Raw genomic sequence first — 14,530 nt, 5'->3', positions numbered from 1 at the left:
AAGGAAAACCGGCCTAACGCCGGGTCCAGCCCGCCATCTGCGCCGCCAGCGCATCGCGGGTCTTGGGCAGCGGCGCTTCGGGGGCCAAAAGGCCGTGATCGCGCGCCAAAAGCGCAAGGTCGATCACCAGGGGCGGGCGCAGCGCCACCTTGGCCAGCGTCGCGCGGTCCGACAGCACGGCCTCGGCCGCCCCCTCGGCCAGAACGCGACCGGTGCGGAAGAGCGCCACCCGGTCCGCCAGCGCGGCGGCCAGTTCGACATCATGGGTGGAAAAGACCAGCGTCATCCCGGCGGCGCGCAGCCCGCGCAAAAGGGTCAAAAGCTGCTCGGTCCCGGCCAGATCAAGCCCCGCGGTGGGCTCATCGAGAAGCAGCACCTCGGGGCGCATCGCCACCGCGCCCGCAATCGCCACCCGCCGCTTCTGCCCGCCCGAGAGCATGTGGGTCGGCCGGTCGCGCAGATCGGAAATCGAGAGCGCCGCAAGCGCTTCCTCGACCCGGGCGCGGGCCTCGGCTTCGGAAAGGCCGAGGTTCAAGGGCCCGAAAGAGACATCCTCGAAGACCGTGGTCGCGAAAAGCTGGTCATCGGCATCCTGCAGCACCAGCCCGACGCGGCGGCGCCAACCGGTCAGATCCTTGCGGGAATGGCCAGTGGCGGTGCCGCCCAGCAGCACCCGGCCCGATTGCGGGCGCAACGTGCCGTTCAGATGCAAAAGCAGCGTCGATTTTCCGGCACCATTCGGGCCAAGGATGGCCAGGCTTTCGCCCTTCGGCACGGCAAGCGACAGATCATCAAGCGCTTTCACGCCGCCCGGGAAAGCGTAGGTCAGGGCCTCGGCGGCCAGGATCGGGGTCACAGCAACACTCCGGCCGCAAGGATCGCGGCTTGCAAGGTCAGGATCAGGCCCAGCACGCGGGCCGAGGCCGGGGGCCGGGTCGACAGCACCCGCATCTCGCCCTGCCAGTTGCGCGCGCCAAGCCCGGTTTCCAGACGCCGGGCGCGGGCCAGCGCGCGGGGCAAAAGCGCCGCGATCACCTGCGCGGTCGAGCGCAGCCAGCGACGGCGGGTGGCATGGCCAAGGCGGGCGCGTTGCGCGGTGGTCATTGCGGCGGCTTCCTCGGCCAGAATGAAAACAAAGCGATAGGTCAGAAGCGCGATCTCGATCAGCTCGGCGGGCACGCGCCAGCGGCGCAGGCCGGACAGAAGATCGGCGGCGGGCGTGGTGGTGGCGAGGAAGAGAAGGCAGCAGGTCGCGGCCGTGGCGCGCATCACCAGCGCGGCGGCCTTGGCGGGGCCGTCCGGGGCAAGGCCGATGCCCTCGGGTCCGATCTGGATCAGAAGCACTGCCGCCCCGGTGGTCAGAAACCCCAGCGGCAGCACCGCGACCGAGGCCCAGAAGCGCAGCGGCACCCGGGCGCCCAGAAAGGTGAAGGCCAGGATCGCCACCGTGACCAGCACCGCCCCGGGAAAGGGCGGCACGGTCACGGCCAAAGCCAGAAACCCCAGACCGATCAGGCTTTTTTCGGCCAGCGGGCGGCTGCGCCAATGACCTTGCGCGGCGACCCGATCGATCGAGGCGAGGCTCATTCCGCCGGGACGGCCCGGGCGGCGGGGGCGTTATCTTCGCGGGCCTTGGCCGCGCCCTGACGGCGCCCGATCACCAGCCCGACGACAAAGGCGCCAAGCGCCGCCTGCAGCGCGAAGAACAGGCTTTCCACCTCGCCGCTGGGCGGCTCCCAGAGCGGATCAGCCCAGGGGGCAAAGCCCGGCACGGTCGCCTCGATCAGCTCGGCCGCCTGCCCGTCGGCGCCGCCGAATTCACCGCCCATCAGAAGCGGCACCACCACCAGCGCCACGGTTCCGGCCAGCAGCCACAATGTCCGTTTGCTGCTCATCAGCGTGCCTCCCCGGCCAGAATGCGCAGTTTGTCTTCGTCGGCGACCTTGCCCGCCAGGGCATCGACGACGATCACGGTCAGGAAACCCTCGGCAATGGCAAGCGGGATCTGCGTCAGCGCGAAGACCGAGCCGAATTTCAGCGCCGCGCCAAGGAAGCCCGAGGCCGGATCGGGGTAAGCCAGCGCCAGCTGCAGCGAGGTGGTCACATAGGTCGCCAGATCGCCGAGGAAAGCGGCCAGAAACACCGCAACCGCCATCGAGGCCCCGGCCTTGCCCGCCAGTTTATAAACGCCAAAGGCCACCCAGGGCCCGACGATCGCCATGGAAAAGGCATTAGCGCCCAGCGTCGTCAGACCGCCATGGGCGAGCAAAAGCGCCTGAAACAGCAGCACGATCACGCCGAGCACCGCCATCACCGAGGGGCCGAAGACGACCGCGCCCAGCCCGGTGCCGGTCGGGTGCGAGCACGAGCCGGTGACGGAGGGAATTTTCAGCGCCGACAGCACGAAGGCAAAGGCCCCCGCGGCGGCAAGGGTCATCCGCGCCTCGGGGCGTTCGGCGACGATCTTGCGGATCTTCAGCGCGCCCGCGACGACAAAGGGGGCGGCGGCAAGGGACCAGCCAATGGCATGGGTGACGGGCAGATAGCCCTCCATGATATGCATGCGAACACCTCCACATCGAACGCGCCGCTTTCGGATTGACCGGGGACACCCCGCCCCGGGAAGGCTTGCGACGCCAGAGCGATGGCAGGTCTCCTGACTTGCGGTTCGATCAACTCGGGTCACCTTCCCGGCCATTCTCCCCGGTGGATCGGGGGGGCCAGTGGCATTCGACCGTCGTCTCGCCGCTCACAGTTGCGGGGGCAGCCACGGATTAGGCCCCTGATGGGTAATCCTCACCGTGTTCCCTATTAATCCCGTCCAGTTGGGAACCATCGCCTGTTGGAGTAGCCGCGCGAGAAAGCGAGGTCAAGGCCGGGAAGCGTCACGCCTTGGGCGCATTGCGACGCAGCAGGTAGATATCCATCACCCAGCCGTGCCGGGCGCGCAGATCGGCCCGGGCCTGCAGGATTTTCCCGGTCACTTCCGAGACGGGGCCTGCGATCAGCACCTCTTCGGGCATCGCGACACAGGCGCCCCAGAAGATCGTCAGCCCTTGCGGATCAAGACTTTGGAACGAGCATTCACCATCGAGCATAGCAACGACCGTATCGGTGCCCGCGGGCCAGCCGTGATCGCGCAATTGCCGCCCGGTGGTGATGACGACCGGCGCGCCGATGTCGTTCAAGGGGATCGCATGGGCGGCACACAGCGCCTGAATCGCGGTGATGCCGGGGATGACATTCGTCGTGATCGGCAGGCGGGATTTCAGCCGCTCGGCAATCCGCAAGGTGCTGTCGTAAAGCGAAGGATCGCCCCAGACCAGAAGCGCCACCCGACCCTCAAGCCCCGGACAATGGGCGGTGATTTCCGCAAGCCAGGCTTCGGCGATGGCATCGTGCCAATCATCCACCCCCTTGCGATAGGAGGGGTTGGCGGCATCGCGGACGGGCAGCGCGAAGTCGACGACCCGCGTCGCCGGGTTCGTCAGATGCGCCGCGCAAATCTGCCGTCGCAGCCCGGCCAGATCGGATTTGTCCGCGCCCTTGAGCGGGATCAGGATCAGATCGGCGGCGTTCATCGCATCGACGGCCTGCCCGGTGATGTGGCGCGGATTGCCGGTGCCGATGCCGATCAGGGAAAGCTCGATCATCTCAGGCCTCCGGAGCGTAAAGCGGGCCGTAAAGAATGAGCGCGGGCCGGTCCGAGCGTTCCGCGGCAAGGCTTGCGGCAAGATCCGCGACGGTCGAGCGGGTCACGCTTTGCTCGGGGTGGCCCACGGCTTCCGCCAGCAGCGCGGGCGTGTCGGGGGCCAGCCCATGCGCGATCAGATCGGCGGCCAGTTTCGGGAAGGTGCGCTTGCCCATGAAGACGACGGTCGTCGCGCCGGTGTCGGCCAGCGCCGCCCAGTTCAGCCCCTCGGGCAGATCGCCCGTCACATCGGCGCCGGTGACGAATTGCACGCGGCGCGCGGTCAGACGGCGGGTCAGCGGCAGCCCGGCCGCGGCGGCGGCGGCACAGGCCGAGGGCACGCCGGGGATGATCTCATAAGGAATGCCCGCGCCGGTCAGCGCGTCCAGCTCTTCCTCAAGCCGACCGAAAAGCCCCGAATCCCCCGATTTCAGCCGCACCACCCGCAGCCCGGTCAGCGCGTGATCGACCAGAAGCCGGTTCACATGATCCTGTTTCGGCGAGGGCCGCCCGGCCCGCTTGCCCACCGCAATCAGCTCTGCCCCCGGCCGCGCATGGCCCAGGATCGGCCCGGCGGAAAGATCGTCAAACAGCACCACATCGGCCTTGGCCAGCCGGTCGGCGGCCTTCAGCGTCAAGAGCTCGGGATCGCCCGGGCCCGAGGAGACGAAGGAAACGAAACCGCTCATTCGGTGCCCTCCGGAAAGCGCGGATGGGTGCCCAAGGGGCGGTAGCGGCGGTCGTAATCGCCCGCGTAAAGACGGCTTTCGTCGAAATCCTCGGTGGCGAGCGAGCGGCCGACAAGGATCAGCGCCGTGCGCTCCATCTCGGCGCCAAGGCTGGTCTGCAGCGTCGAAAGCGTCGCGCGCACCACCCGCTGATCGGGCCAGCTTGCGCGCCAGACGATAGCGACCGGGCAATCGGCGCCATAATGCGGCACCAGCTTTTGCACAACATCGTCAAGCACATGGACCGAGAGGTGAATGGCCAGAACCGCCCCGGTGCGGGCGAAATTCTCCAGCGTCTCGCCTTCGGGCATCGCCGAGGCCCGCCCCGAGGTGCGGGTCAGAATGACCGATTGCGCCACGCCCGGAAGCGTCAATTCGGCCCCCAAAGTCGCGGCGGCGGCAGCGAACGAGGGCACACCGGGCGTCACGTCATAAGGAATGTTCAAGGCGCGCAGGCGGCGCAACTGCTCGCCCATCGCCGACCAGATCGACAGATCCCCCGAATGCAGCCGGGCGACATCGTGGCCCGCACCATGGGCTTCGGCGATCGTGTCGATGATCGCATCGAGGCTCATCGGCGCGGTGTTGACGATCCTGGCACCCGGCGGGCAATGGCTCAGCAGCGCCTCGGGCACCAGCGATCCGGCGTAAAGGCAGACCGGACACGACGCGATCAGATCGCGGCCGCGGATCGTGATCAGATCCGCCGCCCCCGGCCCCGCGCCGATGAAATGCACCGTCATTCGTCCTCTCCCTCCGCCACGGCAAGAACCACCCCGCCGATCACCTGTCGGGGCAGCACCAGCCGCGCCCCCTTGCCCGCCGCGACCAGCGCCGCCGCCTCTGCCACCGATCCGGTGCCTTTCAGCGCCCGGACCCGCTCCGATTGCGAAGGCGTTTCAACCCCCGCCACCGTGACGCCGATCACCCGATAGTCGGGCAGAGCGGCGGCAAGCTCTTCGGCTTTTTCGCGCGCCGTGGCAAGAGCATCCAGCCTGCCCAGCGACGCGACGGCGTGGCGCAGCGGTTTTGACCCGGTTCCCGGTCGAAAACCGACGCCCGCCACCCTCATCTTTGCCCGCTCCATTGCAGCTGCGGACGGCTGGGCGACCAGCCGCGCATCCGGCCCAGCGGCTGCGCCTCGGCAATGTCGATGCGCAAAAGCTGGCCGCCATGGCGGGCGTGCAGGTCAGCAAGCAGCGCTTCGGATTCAAGCGTCACCGCATTCGCCACGATCCGCGTGCCGGGGACAAGCCGCTCCCACAGCCGGTCGAAAAGCGCCTGCGAGCCGCCGCCACCGATGAACACCGCCTCGGGCAGGGGCAGATCCGCCAGCGCCGCGGGGGCCGTGCCCTGCACCGCCCGCATCCGCGGGGAAAGCCCGTAAGTGTAGATATTCTTTTGAATATTCTCGATCCGGTCGGGGCGCGGCTCGATCGTGATCGCGCGTCCGCCCGCCAGACACCATTCGACCGAGACCGAGCCCGAGCCGCCGCCGATGTCCCACAACAATTCGCCGCGGCGCGGGGCGAGTGCCGCCAGCGTCAGCGCCCGCATCGGCGATTTGGTGATCTGCCCGTCATGGGCAAAGGCATTTTCCGCCCGCCCCGGCACCTGCGAAAGCCCCGCGCCGGGGGCGAGATCCGCACCATCCAGCGCCACCGTGACCGGCGCGGAAACATTCGTCAAATCATAGTCTTGCGCGGCAATGCTGCGCAGCATTTCGGCTGGTCCGCCCAGCCGCTCGGCCACGACCATCCGCACCGCGCCAAGCCTGTTTTCGACCAGCCAGCCCGCCAGATCGCCCACGGCGGCCCCGTCGCGCAGCGTGACGATGGCCCGAACGCCCCGCGCGAGCACCGGCAGCAACCGGCCAAAGGGCGCGGCATGCAGGCCAAGCGCCTGCGTTTCCTCGGCCCGCCAGCCCAGCCGCGCGCAGAGATGCGACACCACCCCGGGCATCGGAAACGCCCGCCACTCGCCGGGCGTCAAACGTTCCGCCAGCATCGAGCCCGCCCCGAACCAGAACGGATCGCCCGAGGCCAGAACCACCGTCGCCCGCCCGCAACAGGCCAGAACCGGAGCAATATCAAAGGGCACGGGCCAGGCCCGGCCGCGGCTGCCCGCCGCCACAAGCTCCAGATGCCGCGGCCCGCCAAAGATCACCTCGGCCTTTTCCAGCGCCTGACGACTTGCCAAGGACAGGCCTTCAAGGCCATCTTCGCCCAGACCCACGATGCTCAACCACGGATCAGACATGACACGCCTCCTTGTGCTTGGCGGCACCACCGAAGCCAGCCGCCTTGCCAAAACCCTTGCCGATCAAGGCTTTGATGCGGTCTTTTCCTATGCGGGCCGGACCGATGCGCCGGTTGCCCAGCCGCTGCCCACCCGCATCGGCGGCTTTGGCGGCGTCGCGGGGCTGGTGGACTATCTGACGCGCGAGGGCGTGACCCATGTGATCGACGCCACCCATCCCTTTGCCGCGCAGATGAGCGCGAACGCGGTCGCCGCCTGTGCGCAAACCGGCGTGGCGCTTTGTGCTTTCGAGCGCGCGCCCTGGGCCGCGCAGCCGGGCGATCGCTGGACCCATGTGCCCGATCTGGCCGGGGCCGTCGCTGCGCTGCCGCAGACGCCCGCGCGGGTGTTCCTTGCCATTGGCAAACAGCATCTGGACGCGTTTTCCGCTGCACCGCAGCATCACTATTTGCTGCGGCTGGTCGATCCGCCCGAAGCACCGCTGCCCCTGCCCGATGCGACGGCGGTGATCGCCCGCGGCCCCTTTGACGCGCAAGGGGATACGGACTTGCTGCGCAGCGAGACCATCACCCATGTCGTCGCCAAGAACGCCGGGGGCGCGGGGGCCGAGGCGAAGCTTGTGGCCGCCCGCAGCCTTGGTCTGCCGGTCATTCTGATCGACCGGCCCGCCGTCCCCGCGCGCGCGATCCGCGCCACGCTCGAGGGGGTGATGGGCTGGCTTGCCGATCACGGCGCGACGCCACGCGGCGTATAGACCCAGGGCCCGACGCGGCGGGTGCTGGCATTGCCGACCAGAACCACGGTCCGCATGTCGGCCATCTCGGGCGTCGCGTCGCGCAATTCGACCACGGTGATCGCCTGTTCGGGCGTCGTCACAGCGCGGGCGAACAGGATCAGGCGCCCGGGCTCGCATTCCTCGCGCAGGATCTCCAGCACGCGGGCGAATTGATGCGGACGCGATTTCGAACGCGGATTGTAAAAGGCCATCGCGAAATCGCCGCGCGCCGCGTGCCGCAGCCGCTTTTCGAGAATTTCGAAAGGTTTGAGATTATCCGAAAGATTGATGGCGCAGAAGTCGTGCCCCAAGGGCGCCCCGGCCGCTGCTGCTGCCGCCAGCATCGCGGTGATGCCGGGCAGGATGCGGATCTCGGTTCCGGCGTATTCGGGATGGGCTTCCAGCGCCTCGAACACAGCCGAAGCCATGGCAAAGACCCCCGGATCGCCCGAAGACACCACCACCACGCGCCGACCTTCTGCCGCCATTTCAAGGGCATGGGTGGCGCGATCCAGTTCGACCCGGTTGTCGGTCGGATGCAGCACCAGGCCTTCGCGCGGGGCGATGCGGGCGACGTAGGGGATGTAGCCGACGATATCGGTCGCTTCGGCCAGCGCCGCGGTGACCTCGGGCGTCACCAGATCCTCGCGCCCGGGCCCAAGCCCGGCAACCGTGACCCAACCGCTCATGCCTCGTCCCCCAGTTCCGGCCGCCGCCCCTGCCCGTGCACCAGCACGATGGCGAAATAGGGGCAATCTTCCTCGGCCACATCGACCAGCCGCGCGATGCGCTGGCTCGGCATCGTGCCGCGCTCGACCAGCCAGGCCGCGTCAAGCCGCCCCGTAACCGCAAGCGCGCGCTTGATTTTCGGCAGATTGCGCCCGGTCTTCATCACCACGATCGCGTCCGACCGTTCCATATGCGCGACCAGATCCGCCTCGGGAAGCGTGCCCGCCATCACGGTGAGCACATCGTCGCCCCAGGTGATCGGCGTGCCCGTCGCCCACCAGCAGCCGACCATGCCGGGAATGCCGGGGATCACCTCGACCTCGGCGCGGCCCTGCAGGCGGGTGTAAAGATGCATGAACGAGCCATAAAGGAAGGGATCACCTTCGCAGAGCACCACCACATCGCGGGTTTTCGAAAGTTCCGAAAGCCGCGACGCCCAGTCGTCATAAAACCGTGCCAAAGCTTCGATATATTCGGGACTGTCGAACGGCAATTCGGTCGTGACCGGATATTCCATCGCATGTTCGACGACATCGGGGCGCAGCATCCCCTCGACGATCCGCCGCGCCTGACCGGCCCGCCCGGCCTTGCGGAAATGCGCGATATCGGTGGCGGCACGAATGGCGCGGTCGGATCGCACCGAAATCAGATCGGGGTCGCCCGGCCCAAGCCCCGCGCAAAGGATGCGTCCCATCTCTATTCCTTCCGGCAGGCGAGCGCGTTCACCGCCGCGACCGTGATCGCCGAGCCGCCCAGCCGCCCCTCGACGATGACCCAGGGCACCGGGTTCGCCAGCGCCAGCGCGGCTTTTGATTCCGCGGCGCCGATGAAGCCCACCGGACAGCCGATGATCGCCGCCGGACGCGGGCAGGTCGGGTCTTCGAGCATGTTCAAAAGATGGAACAAGGCCGTCGGCGCATTGCCGATCGCCACCACCGCGCCCGCAAGCTTCGGCCGCCACAGCTCCAAGGCCGCGGCCGAGCGGGTGTTCTCCATCTCCTGCGCCATCCCCGGCACACGGGGGTCGTTCAGCGTGCAGATCACCTCGTTGCCCGCGGGGAGACGGGCGCGGGTGATGCCTTCGGAGACCATCCGCGCATCGCAGAGGATCGGCGCCCCCGCCTCCAAGGCCGCGCGGGCGGCAATCGCCATGCCGGGCGCGAACCGGACGTGGTTTTCCAGCCCCACCATCCCGGCGGCATGGATCATGCGGACCACCACCACCTCTTCTTCCGGGGTGAAGCGGGCCAGATCGGCCTCGGCGCGGATCGTGGCGAAAGATTGCACGTAGATCTTCGCGCCGTCCTTTTCATACTCATGGGGCATCGGGGGTCATCCTTCGGGTTGGCGCGCTTCTAGCCTTTCCTCGAGGCTTGCCGCAATCGAATTGCGCCGCGTCAGCCAGAGGCCCGCCTCGGCCAGGCGTTGGAACAGATCGCGCATCGCCGCCAGCGCCTCGGGGTTTTCGCGGGCCAGAAAATCGCGAACCTCGTCGCGGCCCAGCGTCGCCTCGTGGTAAAGGTCAAAAAGATGCGCGGGCACGACCTGGGCCAGATGCGCGAAAGCCGCCATGTGGTCGAGCGTCGCGGCAATCTCGGCGCCACCGCGGAAGCCGTGCCGCATCATGCCATCGGCCCAGGCCGGGTTCGCGGCGCGCGCCCGCACCACGCGGGCGATTTCCTCGGGCAGCGAGCGGGCGCGCGGCCGGTTCGGGTCGGTGGCGTCCAGATGGTAAAGCGCCGGCGCCTCGGCGCCCAGCCGGGCAAGGGCGGCGGCAAAACCGGCCTCATGCGCGGCATAGTCGGAGGCAAGCAGGATATCGCTTTCGGGCAGATCCTGCGCATGCACGAAACTGTCGGCGCCCAAAAGGCGGGCTTCAAGACCGGCCCGGTCGGAGCGGATTTCGCCTTTCTTGTCAATCGTGTAGGAGGAGGCCGCAAGCCAGGCCTCGCCCGCCCTTGCCCGCGCTTCGGGGGTAAAGGCGTCCAGTGCCGCGCCCATGTTCAGCCCGTATTGGCCGGGGCGCGGCCCGAAAACGCGCGGGGCGGCGGCAAGGTAGGGGTTGTCCTCGGGCGTTTCCTCGCGCGTCGCCAGCGCCTCGGCGCCGGTTTCGAACAGCTGCGCAAGGCCCGGAAAGATATCGCGGAAGAGCCCCGAGACACGCAGGGTCACGTCGATGCGCGGGCGGCCCAGAAGGGCGAGCGGGATCACCTCGACGCCCGAGACCCGGGCCGCGCCCTCGTCCCAGACCGGTTTCAGCCCGGCCAGATGCAGCGCCATGGCGAATTCTTCGCCCGCCGTGCGCATCGTCGCCGAGCCCCAAAGATCGACGACCAGCCCCTTCGGCCAGTCGCCATGATCCTGCAAGTGCTTGCGAAGCAGCTCCTCGGCCAGTTTCACCCCCTGCGCGTAAGCGGCACGGCTGGGCACCGCCCGGGGATCGACGGAAAAAAGGTTGCGCCCCGTCGGCAGCACGTCCGCGCGCCCGCGCGCCGGGCTGCCTGAGGGGCCGGGGGGCACGCGTCTGCCCGCCAAAGCCGCCGACAGCCCCGCCTGTTCTTCGGCCCCGCAAGCGCCCTGCCCCAGCACATGCAGCCCGTCACCAAACAGGCTCTCCTTGATATCACAGACAAAACGGTCGATGCGGGTGATCGCTTCCGCGGCCGAGGCGGTGGCGGGAATGCCCAGATCGTCCTCGACGCCGCTGGCGCGGGCCTCGTCGCGGATGTCAGAGATCAGCCGGTCGCGCCGGGCCGGGTCAAGCCCGTCGGCGGTGGAATATTCGTCCAAAAGCCGTTCGAGCCGCGCCATCCCCTCGGGCACGGCGGCGGTGGACAAGGGCGGCGGCAGATGGCCCAAAGTCACGGCGGAGAGGCGGCGTTTCGCCTGCGCCGCCTCGCCCGGGTCATTGACGATGAAGGGATAAATGACGGGCAGCGGGCAAAGCGCCTCGGGCCAGCAGCTGTCCGACAGCGCAACGGCCTTGCCCGGCAGCCATTCGAGCGTGCCATGCGCGCCCATATGCACCAAGGCGTCGATGCCCTGCGCCCGCAGCCAGAGGTAAAAGGCGACATAGCCATGCCGCGGCACGCGGGAAAGGTCGTGATACTCGCCGTCGCGGGTTTGCACATCGCCCCGCTCGGGTTGCAGCGCGATCAGCGCGGCGCCGCGGCGCAGGGCGGCGAAATGAAAGGCGCCGTTGGCGCAGGCGGGATCGGCCTCGGGCGCCCCCCAGGCCGCGGTCAGATCGGCGCGCAGCTTGTCGGACAGGGTGTCAAGGGCGGCCAGATAGTCCGAAAGCGCCCAAGAAAGCCGCTCGGTCGCCAAGGTCTCAAGCGCGGCACCGGGGGCGATGGCATAGCCCTCGGCGGCGAGTTGGGACAAAAGCGCCTCGGTCGAGGCGAGCGCATCCAGCCCCACCGCATGGGCCATCTGCCAGGCCCGGCCGGGATAGGTCGAAAGCACCACCGCCAGCTTGCGCGCAGCAGTGGGGGTTTCGGCCAGCCGGTGCCAAAGGGTGATGCGATCGAGCGCGGCCTCCACCCGCGCCGGATCGGCGCGATGGGCGAAGCGGGAATATTCCAGATCGGGGTCGCGCGGCTCGGGCGCCTTGAAGGAGACGACACCGGCAAAAAGACGGCCATCGACCTCGGGCAGCACGACATGCATGGCCAGATCGGCGGGCGAGAGGCCGCGGTCGGCCAAGGCCCAATCGCGCTTGCGGGCGGTCGACAGCGCGACCTGAAAGACCGGCACATCATAGCGGTCAAAGGGCGTCGTGCCATCCGCGCCTTGCGCCGAAAAGGCGGTCGCGTTGACGACAAGCGCGGGGGCGCGGCCGTCAAGTCGCGCCTGCAGCGCATCGCCCAGACCCTCGGATTTGAGCGAGGGCGCAAAGAGGCCGCAAGCCGCGAAACCGCGCGCGCGCAGGCCATGGATCAGCGCATCGATCGGCGCGGTATCGGCGGCGGTCAGATAAGAGCGGTAAAAGCTGACCAGCGCCAGGGGGCCCTCGCCCTCGGGCGCGGCGATCACGCCCGCGGCCGGATCGTAAAAGCCCCAGTCGGGCAGGCGCTTGTCGCCCGGCACCGGGGGCGCGTAAAGGCCCGAGGCAAGGGCGAGCTGCGCCAGCGCCGCCTGTGCCGCCACCGCGCCCCCCGCATCGCAGAGTTCCTTGAGCCTGCGCAGCGTCGAAACCGGCAGGGTCGAGAGCGCATCCAGCCGATCATCGGGGCGGCCATCCGCGGGCAGCACGGCCAGCGCAATCCCCTTGCGGCGGCACAAATCCTGCACCGAGGCCAGACCATAGGGCCAGTAAGCCTCGCCGCCGATCAGCCGGATCAGGATGCCCTTGGCGCCCGACAGCGTGTTTTCGACATAGGTATCGACCGAAATCGGGTGTTTCAGCGCCACCAGATTGGCCAGGCGCAGGCTTGGCAGCCCGCCCCCCGCCCGTTTCCAGCCCGCCGCGAAAGCCCCCAGATCGCTGTCAGAGAGCGACAGCACCACAAGATCCGCCGGGCGCTGACCCAGATCGGTCGGCACCGCGGTTTCCTCGAGCCCGTGGCTTTCGCGGAAGACGACATGCATCAGGCGGCGACCCCGCCCAGCAGCACGGCGCGGATCGCGGCCTCGTCGACATCGTCATGCTCGGCGATCACGACGAGCGCCGAGCGCCGGGTCTCGGCGCCCCAGGGCCGGTCGTATTGATGCCGCACCCGCTCGCCCACGGCCTGCACCAAAAGCCGCATCGGCTTGCCCGCAACCGCGATGTGCCCCTTGACGCGCAGGATGTTCTGCTCGCGCGCCAGACGTTCGATCGCGGCCACCAGTGCCGCCGGATCGGAGATTTCGGGCAGCTCGATCACCACCGTGTCGAAATCGTCATGCTCATGCTCGCCGTGATCGTCGTGATGGCTGGGCCGCGCGGCCAGATCATCCTCGGCGGCGGCGCCAAGGCCAAGGATCACCTTGGGGTCGATCACCCCCTCGGTCAGCGGCAGGATCGGCAGTTTGCGCGGCAGTTCCGCCTCGATCAGCGCGCGGGCGGTGGCAAGACCCGCCTCGCCCGCCAGATCGGCTTTCGACAAAAGCACGATATCGGCGCAGGCGATCTGATCCTCGAAGACCTCGGAAAGCGGCGTTTCGTGATCGATGCTCGCATCGGCCAGACGCTGCGCATCGACGGCGGCGACATCGGGGGCGAAACGACCGGCGGCGACGGCCTCGGCATCGGCCACGGCGATGACGCCATCCACGGTGATCTTCGAGCGGATCGCGGGCCAGTCGAAGGCCTTCAAAAGCGGTTTCGGCAAGGCGAGCCCCGAGGTCTCGATCAGGATGTGATCGGGGCGGACGGGCCGGGCCAGAAGCGCCTCGATCGTGGGCACGAATTCATCGGCGACGGTGCAGCAGATGCAGCCATTGGCCAGCTCGACGATGTTTTCATCGGGGCAGTTTTCATCGGCGCATTGGCGCAGGATCTCGCCATCGACGCCGACGGTGCCGAATTCATTGACCAGAACGGCGAGCTTGCGGCCCTCGGGGTTCGCCATCAGATGGCGGATGAGCGTGGTTTTCCCCGCGCCCAGAAAGCCGGTGATCACGGTGACGGGGATTTTGGTCAGATCGGACATGGCTCACTCCTGAGACGGGACGATTTGCGGGGGAATACGGGCAAGACATTGCTTGCGAAAGATGTCGGGGCGCTCGCGCCAGGGGATGAGACCCTTCTCGGCGGCCTCGAACTGGGCGGCACCGGTCAGGATCGTCGCGGCGTCCTGCGCGTCGAGACGGCCGAAGACATAGGACCATTTGCCGGGGCCCGAAAGCGCGATGGCGCAGCCCTGGGTGCAGGCGGAAAGGCATTCGACCGGCACCACCGTCACCCCCTCGGGCACGGGCAGCGCGGCCAGCGCATGGGCCAGAAGCTCGCCCGGACGGGGCGCGGCCGCCTCGGCCAGCGGCGCCGCAGCGGTGCCGCGACAGGTGGTGCAGACATGCAGCGTGGTGGCCATCGCCCCTCCTGATGGGTTTGGGGGAACGGCCAGAGTGAGAGCGCATGCGCCCTGCCCCCGGTCGCGGAACACCCCGTCCGCCCGAAATCCATGCGCTGGCAGGTCTCCCGGCTTGCGGATGCGAGGGGGTCTCCCCTCACGGTCGCCCCGCCTTCCCGGCTGTTGCCAGTGGCCTCGGGGCGCCCTCTCCGGTCACGGTCGCGGGGGCGGCTGCGGTCGGGTTTCGCGGCAAAGCCGTCGCAATTCCCTTCACATTCCCTCTTCGCCTGTCATAGGACAGAAACCAGCGCCCGCCCTGAGTGGCCAAGACGCGATCTATTGTCAAGCGCGA

16 protein-coding genes and 2 riboswitches are annotated in these 14,530 nt (G+C 68.5%); of the genes, 1 reads left to right on the top strand and 15 read right to left on the bottom strand.

Annotated elements, in window-relative coordinates; genetic code table 11:
- Positions 1–13 precede the first annotated feature (13 nt).
- From LY44_RS14225 to LY44_RS14185, 9 genes are all read right to left on the bottom strand, one after another.
- Positions 14–856, bottom strand: coding sequence for an energy-coupling factor ABC transporter ATP-binding protein (locus LY44_RS14225; RefSeq protein ID WP_055209488.1), 843 nt, complete (start codon positions 854–856; stop codon positions 14–16).
- Entirely contained in the window at positions 853–1,587 is a 735-nt protein-coding gene (cbiQ, locus tag LY44_RS14220; protein WP_055209489.1) for a cobalt ECF transporter T component CbiQ, read from the bottom strand. Before cbiQ ends, LY44_RS14225 begins: the two co-directional genes overlap by 4 nt.
- Complete coding sequence (locus LY44_RS14215) at positions 1,584–1,895, bottom strand: energy-coupling factor ABC transporter substrate-binding protein (RefSeq protein WP_055209490.1); 312 nt, start codon at positions 1,893–1,895, stop codon at positions 1,584–1,586. The genes cbiQ and LY44_RS14215 overlap by 4 nt, the downstream gene beginning before the upstream one ends.
- A complete protein-coding gene (locus LY44_RS14210) occupies positions 1,895–2,563 on the bottom strand; it encodes an energy-coupling factor ABC transporter permease (RefSeq protein WP_055209491.1) in 669 nt (222 codons plus the stop codon). Before LY44_RS14210 ends, LY44_RS14215 begins: the two co-directional genes overlap by 1 nt.
- Before the next feature lie 66 nt (positions 2,564–2,629).
- Positions 2,630–2,851, bottom strand: a riboswitch (cobalamin riboswitch).
- A gap of 34 nt (positions 2,852–2,885) precedes the next feature.
- Positions 2,886–3,653, bottom strand: a complete 768-nt coding sequence (gene cobF / locus LY44_RS14205; RefSeq protein ID WP_055209492.1) for a precorrin-6A synthase (deacetylating) — start codon at positions 3,651–3,653, stop codon at positions 2,886–2,888.
- Position 3,654: 1 nt separating this feature from the next.
- Positions 3,655–4,380: a uroporphyrinogen-III C-methyltransferase gene (gene cobA / locus LY44_RS14200; RefSeq protein WP_055209493.1), complete on the bottom strand. Its 726-nt coding sequence runs from the start codon at positions 4,378–4,380 to the stop codon at positions 3,655–3,657.
- A complete protein-coding gene (gene cobM / locus LY44_RS14195) occupies positions 4,377–5,162 on the bottom strand; it encodes a precorrin-4 C(11)-methyltransferase (protein WP_055209494.1) in 786 nt (261 codons plus the stop codon). Before cobM ends, cobA begins: the two co-directional genes overlap by 4 nt.
- Positions 5,159–5,491 (bottom strand): cobalamin biosynthesis protein, encoded by a 333-nt coding sequence (locus LY44_RS14190; protein WP_055209531.1) that lies wholly within the window; start codon positions 5,489–5,491, stop codon positions 5,159–5,161. Before LY44_RS14190 ends, cobM begins: the two co-directional genes overlap by 4 nt.
- Positions 5,488–6,678, bottom strand: a complete 1,191-nt coding sequence (locus LY44_RS14185) for a bifunctional cobalt-precorrin-7 (C(5))-methyltransferase/cobalt-precorrin-6B (C(15))-methyltransferase (RefSeq protein ID WP_055209495.1) — start codon at positions 6,676–6,678, stop codon at positions 5,488–5,490. Before LY44_RS14185 ends, LY44_RS14190 begins: the two co-directional genes overlap by 4 nt.
- Between LY44_RS14185 and LY44_RS14180 the strand changes: the two genes are divergently transcribed.
- Positions 6,677–7,432 (top strand): cobalt-precorrin-6A reductase, encoded by a 756-nt coding sequence (locus tag LY44_RS14180; RefSeq protein WP_055209496.1) that lies wholly within the window; start codon positions 6,677–6,679, stop codon positions 7,430–7,432. The genes LY44_RS14185 and LY44_RS14180 overlap by 2 nt on opposite strands.
- Here the strand turns inward: LY44_RS14180 and cobJ are convergent.
- From cobJ to LY44_RS14150, 6 genes are read right to left on the bottom strand one after another with little or no spacing between them, the layout of a single operon-like run.
- A complete protein-coding gene (gene cobJ, locus LY44_RS14175) occupies positions 7,405–8,142 on the bottom strand; it encodes a precorrin-3B C(17)-methyltransferase (protein ID WP_055209497.1) in 738 nt (245 codons plus the stop codon). The two genes, LY44_RS14180 and cobJ, sit on opposite strands and share 28 nt — an antisense overlap.
- Positions 8,139–8,876, bottom strand: coding sequence for a precorrin-2 C(20)-methyltransferase (gene cobI, locus LY44_RS14170; protein WP_055209498.1), 738 nt, complete (start codon positions 8,874–8,876; stop codon positions 8,139–8,141). The genes cobJ and cobI overlap by 4 nt, the downstream gene beginning before the upstream one ends.
- Before the next feature lie 2 nt (positions 8,877–8,878).
- A complete protein-coding gene (locus LY44_RS14165) occupies positions 8,879–9,508 on the bottom strand; it encodes a precorrin-8X methylmutase (RefSeq protein WP_055209499.1) in 630 nt (209 codons plus the stop codon).
- Positions 9,509–9,514: 6 nt separating this feature from the next.
- A complete protein-coding gene (gene cobN, locus LY44_RS14160) occupies positions 9,515–12,772 on the bottom strand; it encodes a cobaltochelatase subunit CobN (RefSeq protein WP_055209500.1) in 3,258 nt (1,085 codons plus the stop codon).
- Positions 12,772–13,818 (bottom strand): cobalamin biosynthesis protein CobW, encoded by a 1,047-nt coding sequence (cobW, locus tag LY44_RS14155; protein ID WP_055209501.1) that lies wholly within the window; start codon positions 13,816–13,818, stop codon positions 12,772–12,774. The genes cobN and cobW overlap by 1 nt, the downstream gene beginning before the upstream one ends.
- Positions 13,819–13,821: 3 nt before the next feature.
- The gene (locus tag LY44_RS14150) at positions 13,822–14,199 is read right to left on the bottom strand and encodes a DUF1636 family protein (RefSeq protein ID WP_055209502.1); all 378 of its coding nucleotides are present in this window, start codon (positions 14,197–14,199) and stop codon (positions 13,822–13,824) included.
- An 80-nt stretch (positions 14,200–14,279) separates the two neighbouring features.
- A riboswitch (cobalamin riboswitch) is annotated at positions 14,280–14,502 on the bottom strand.
- Positions 14,503–14,530 lie beyond the last annotated feature (28 nt).

The sequence above is a fragment of the Rhodobacter capsulatus genome (assembly GCF_003254295.1).
Lineage (GTDB): Bacteria > Pseudomonadota > Alphaproteobacteria > Rhodobacterales > Rhodobacteraceae > Rhodobacter > Rhodobacter capsulatus.
Note: the sequence above shows the minus strand (reverse complement) of the source record. Positions and strands in the feature narration are given on the sequence as shown.

Bases quoted from the DNA above. Each gene is read 5' to 3' on its own strand.
- cbiQ (WP_055209489.1), bottom strand. From the start codon at position 1,587: ATGAGCCTCGCCTCGATCGATCGGGTCGCCGCGCAAGGTCATTGGCGC.
- LY44_RS14215 (WP_055209490.1), bottom strand. From the start codon at position 1,895: ATGAGCAGCAAACGGACATTGTGGCTGCTGGCCGGAACCGTGGCGCTG.
- LY44_RS14210 (WP_055209491.1), bottom strand. From the start codon at position 2,563: ATGCATATCATGGAGGGCTATCTGCCCGTCACCCATGCCATTGGCTGG.
- cobF (WP_055209492.1), bottom strand. From the start codon at position 3,653: ATGATCGAGCTTTCCCTGATCGGCATCGGCACCGGCAATCCGCGCCAC.
- cobA (WP_055209493.1), bottom strand. From the start codon at position 4,380: ATGAGCGGTTTCGTTTCCTTCGTCTCCTCGGGCCCGGGCGATCCCGAG.
- cobM (WP_055209494.1), bottom strand. From the start codon at position 5,162: ATGACGGTGCATTTCATCGGCGCGGGGCCGGGGGCGGCGGATCTGATC.
- LY44_RS14190 (WP_055209531.1), bottom strand. From the start codon at position 5,491: ATGAGGGTGGCGGGCGTCGGTTTTCGACCGGGAACCGGGTCAAAACCG.
- LY44_RS14180 (WP_055209496.1), top strand. From the start codon at position 6,677: ATGACACGCCTCCTTGTGCTTGGCGGCACCACCGAAGCCAGCCGCCTT.
- LY44_RS14185 (WP_055209495.1), bottom strand. From the start codon at position 6,678: ATGTCTGATCCGTGGTTGAGCATCGTGGGTCTGGGCGAAGATGGCCTT.
- cobJ (WP_055209497.1), bottom strand. From the start codon at position 8,142: ATGAGCGGTTGGGTCACGGTTGCCGGGCTTGGGCCCGGGCGCGAGGAT.
- cobI (WP_055209498.1), bottom strand. From the start codon at position 8,876: ATGGGACGCATCCTTTGCGCGGGGCTTGGGCCGGGCGACCCCGATCTG.
- LY44_RS14165 (WP_055209499.1), bottom strand. From the start codon at position 9,508: ATGCCCCATGAGTATGAAAAGGACGGCGCGAAGATCTACGTGCAATCT.
- cobN (WP_055209500.1), bottom strand. From the start codon at position 12,772: ATGCATGTCGTCTTCCGCGAAAGCCACGGGCTCGAGGAAACCGCGGTG.
- cobW (WP_055209501.1), bottom strand. From the start codon at position 13,818: ATGTCCGATCTGACCAAAATCCCCGTCACCGTGATCACCGGCTTTCTG.
- LY44_RS14150 (WP_055209502.1), bottom strand. From the start codon at position 14,199: ATGGCCACCACGCTGCATGTCTGCACCACCTGTCGCGGCACCGCTGCG.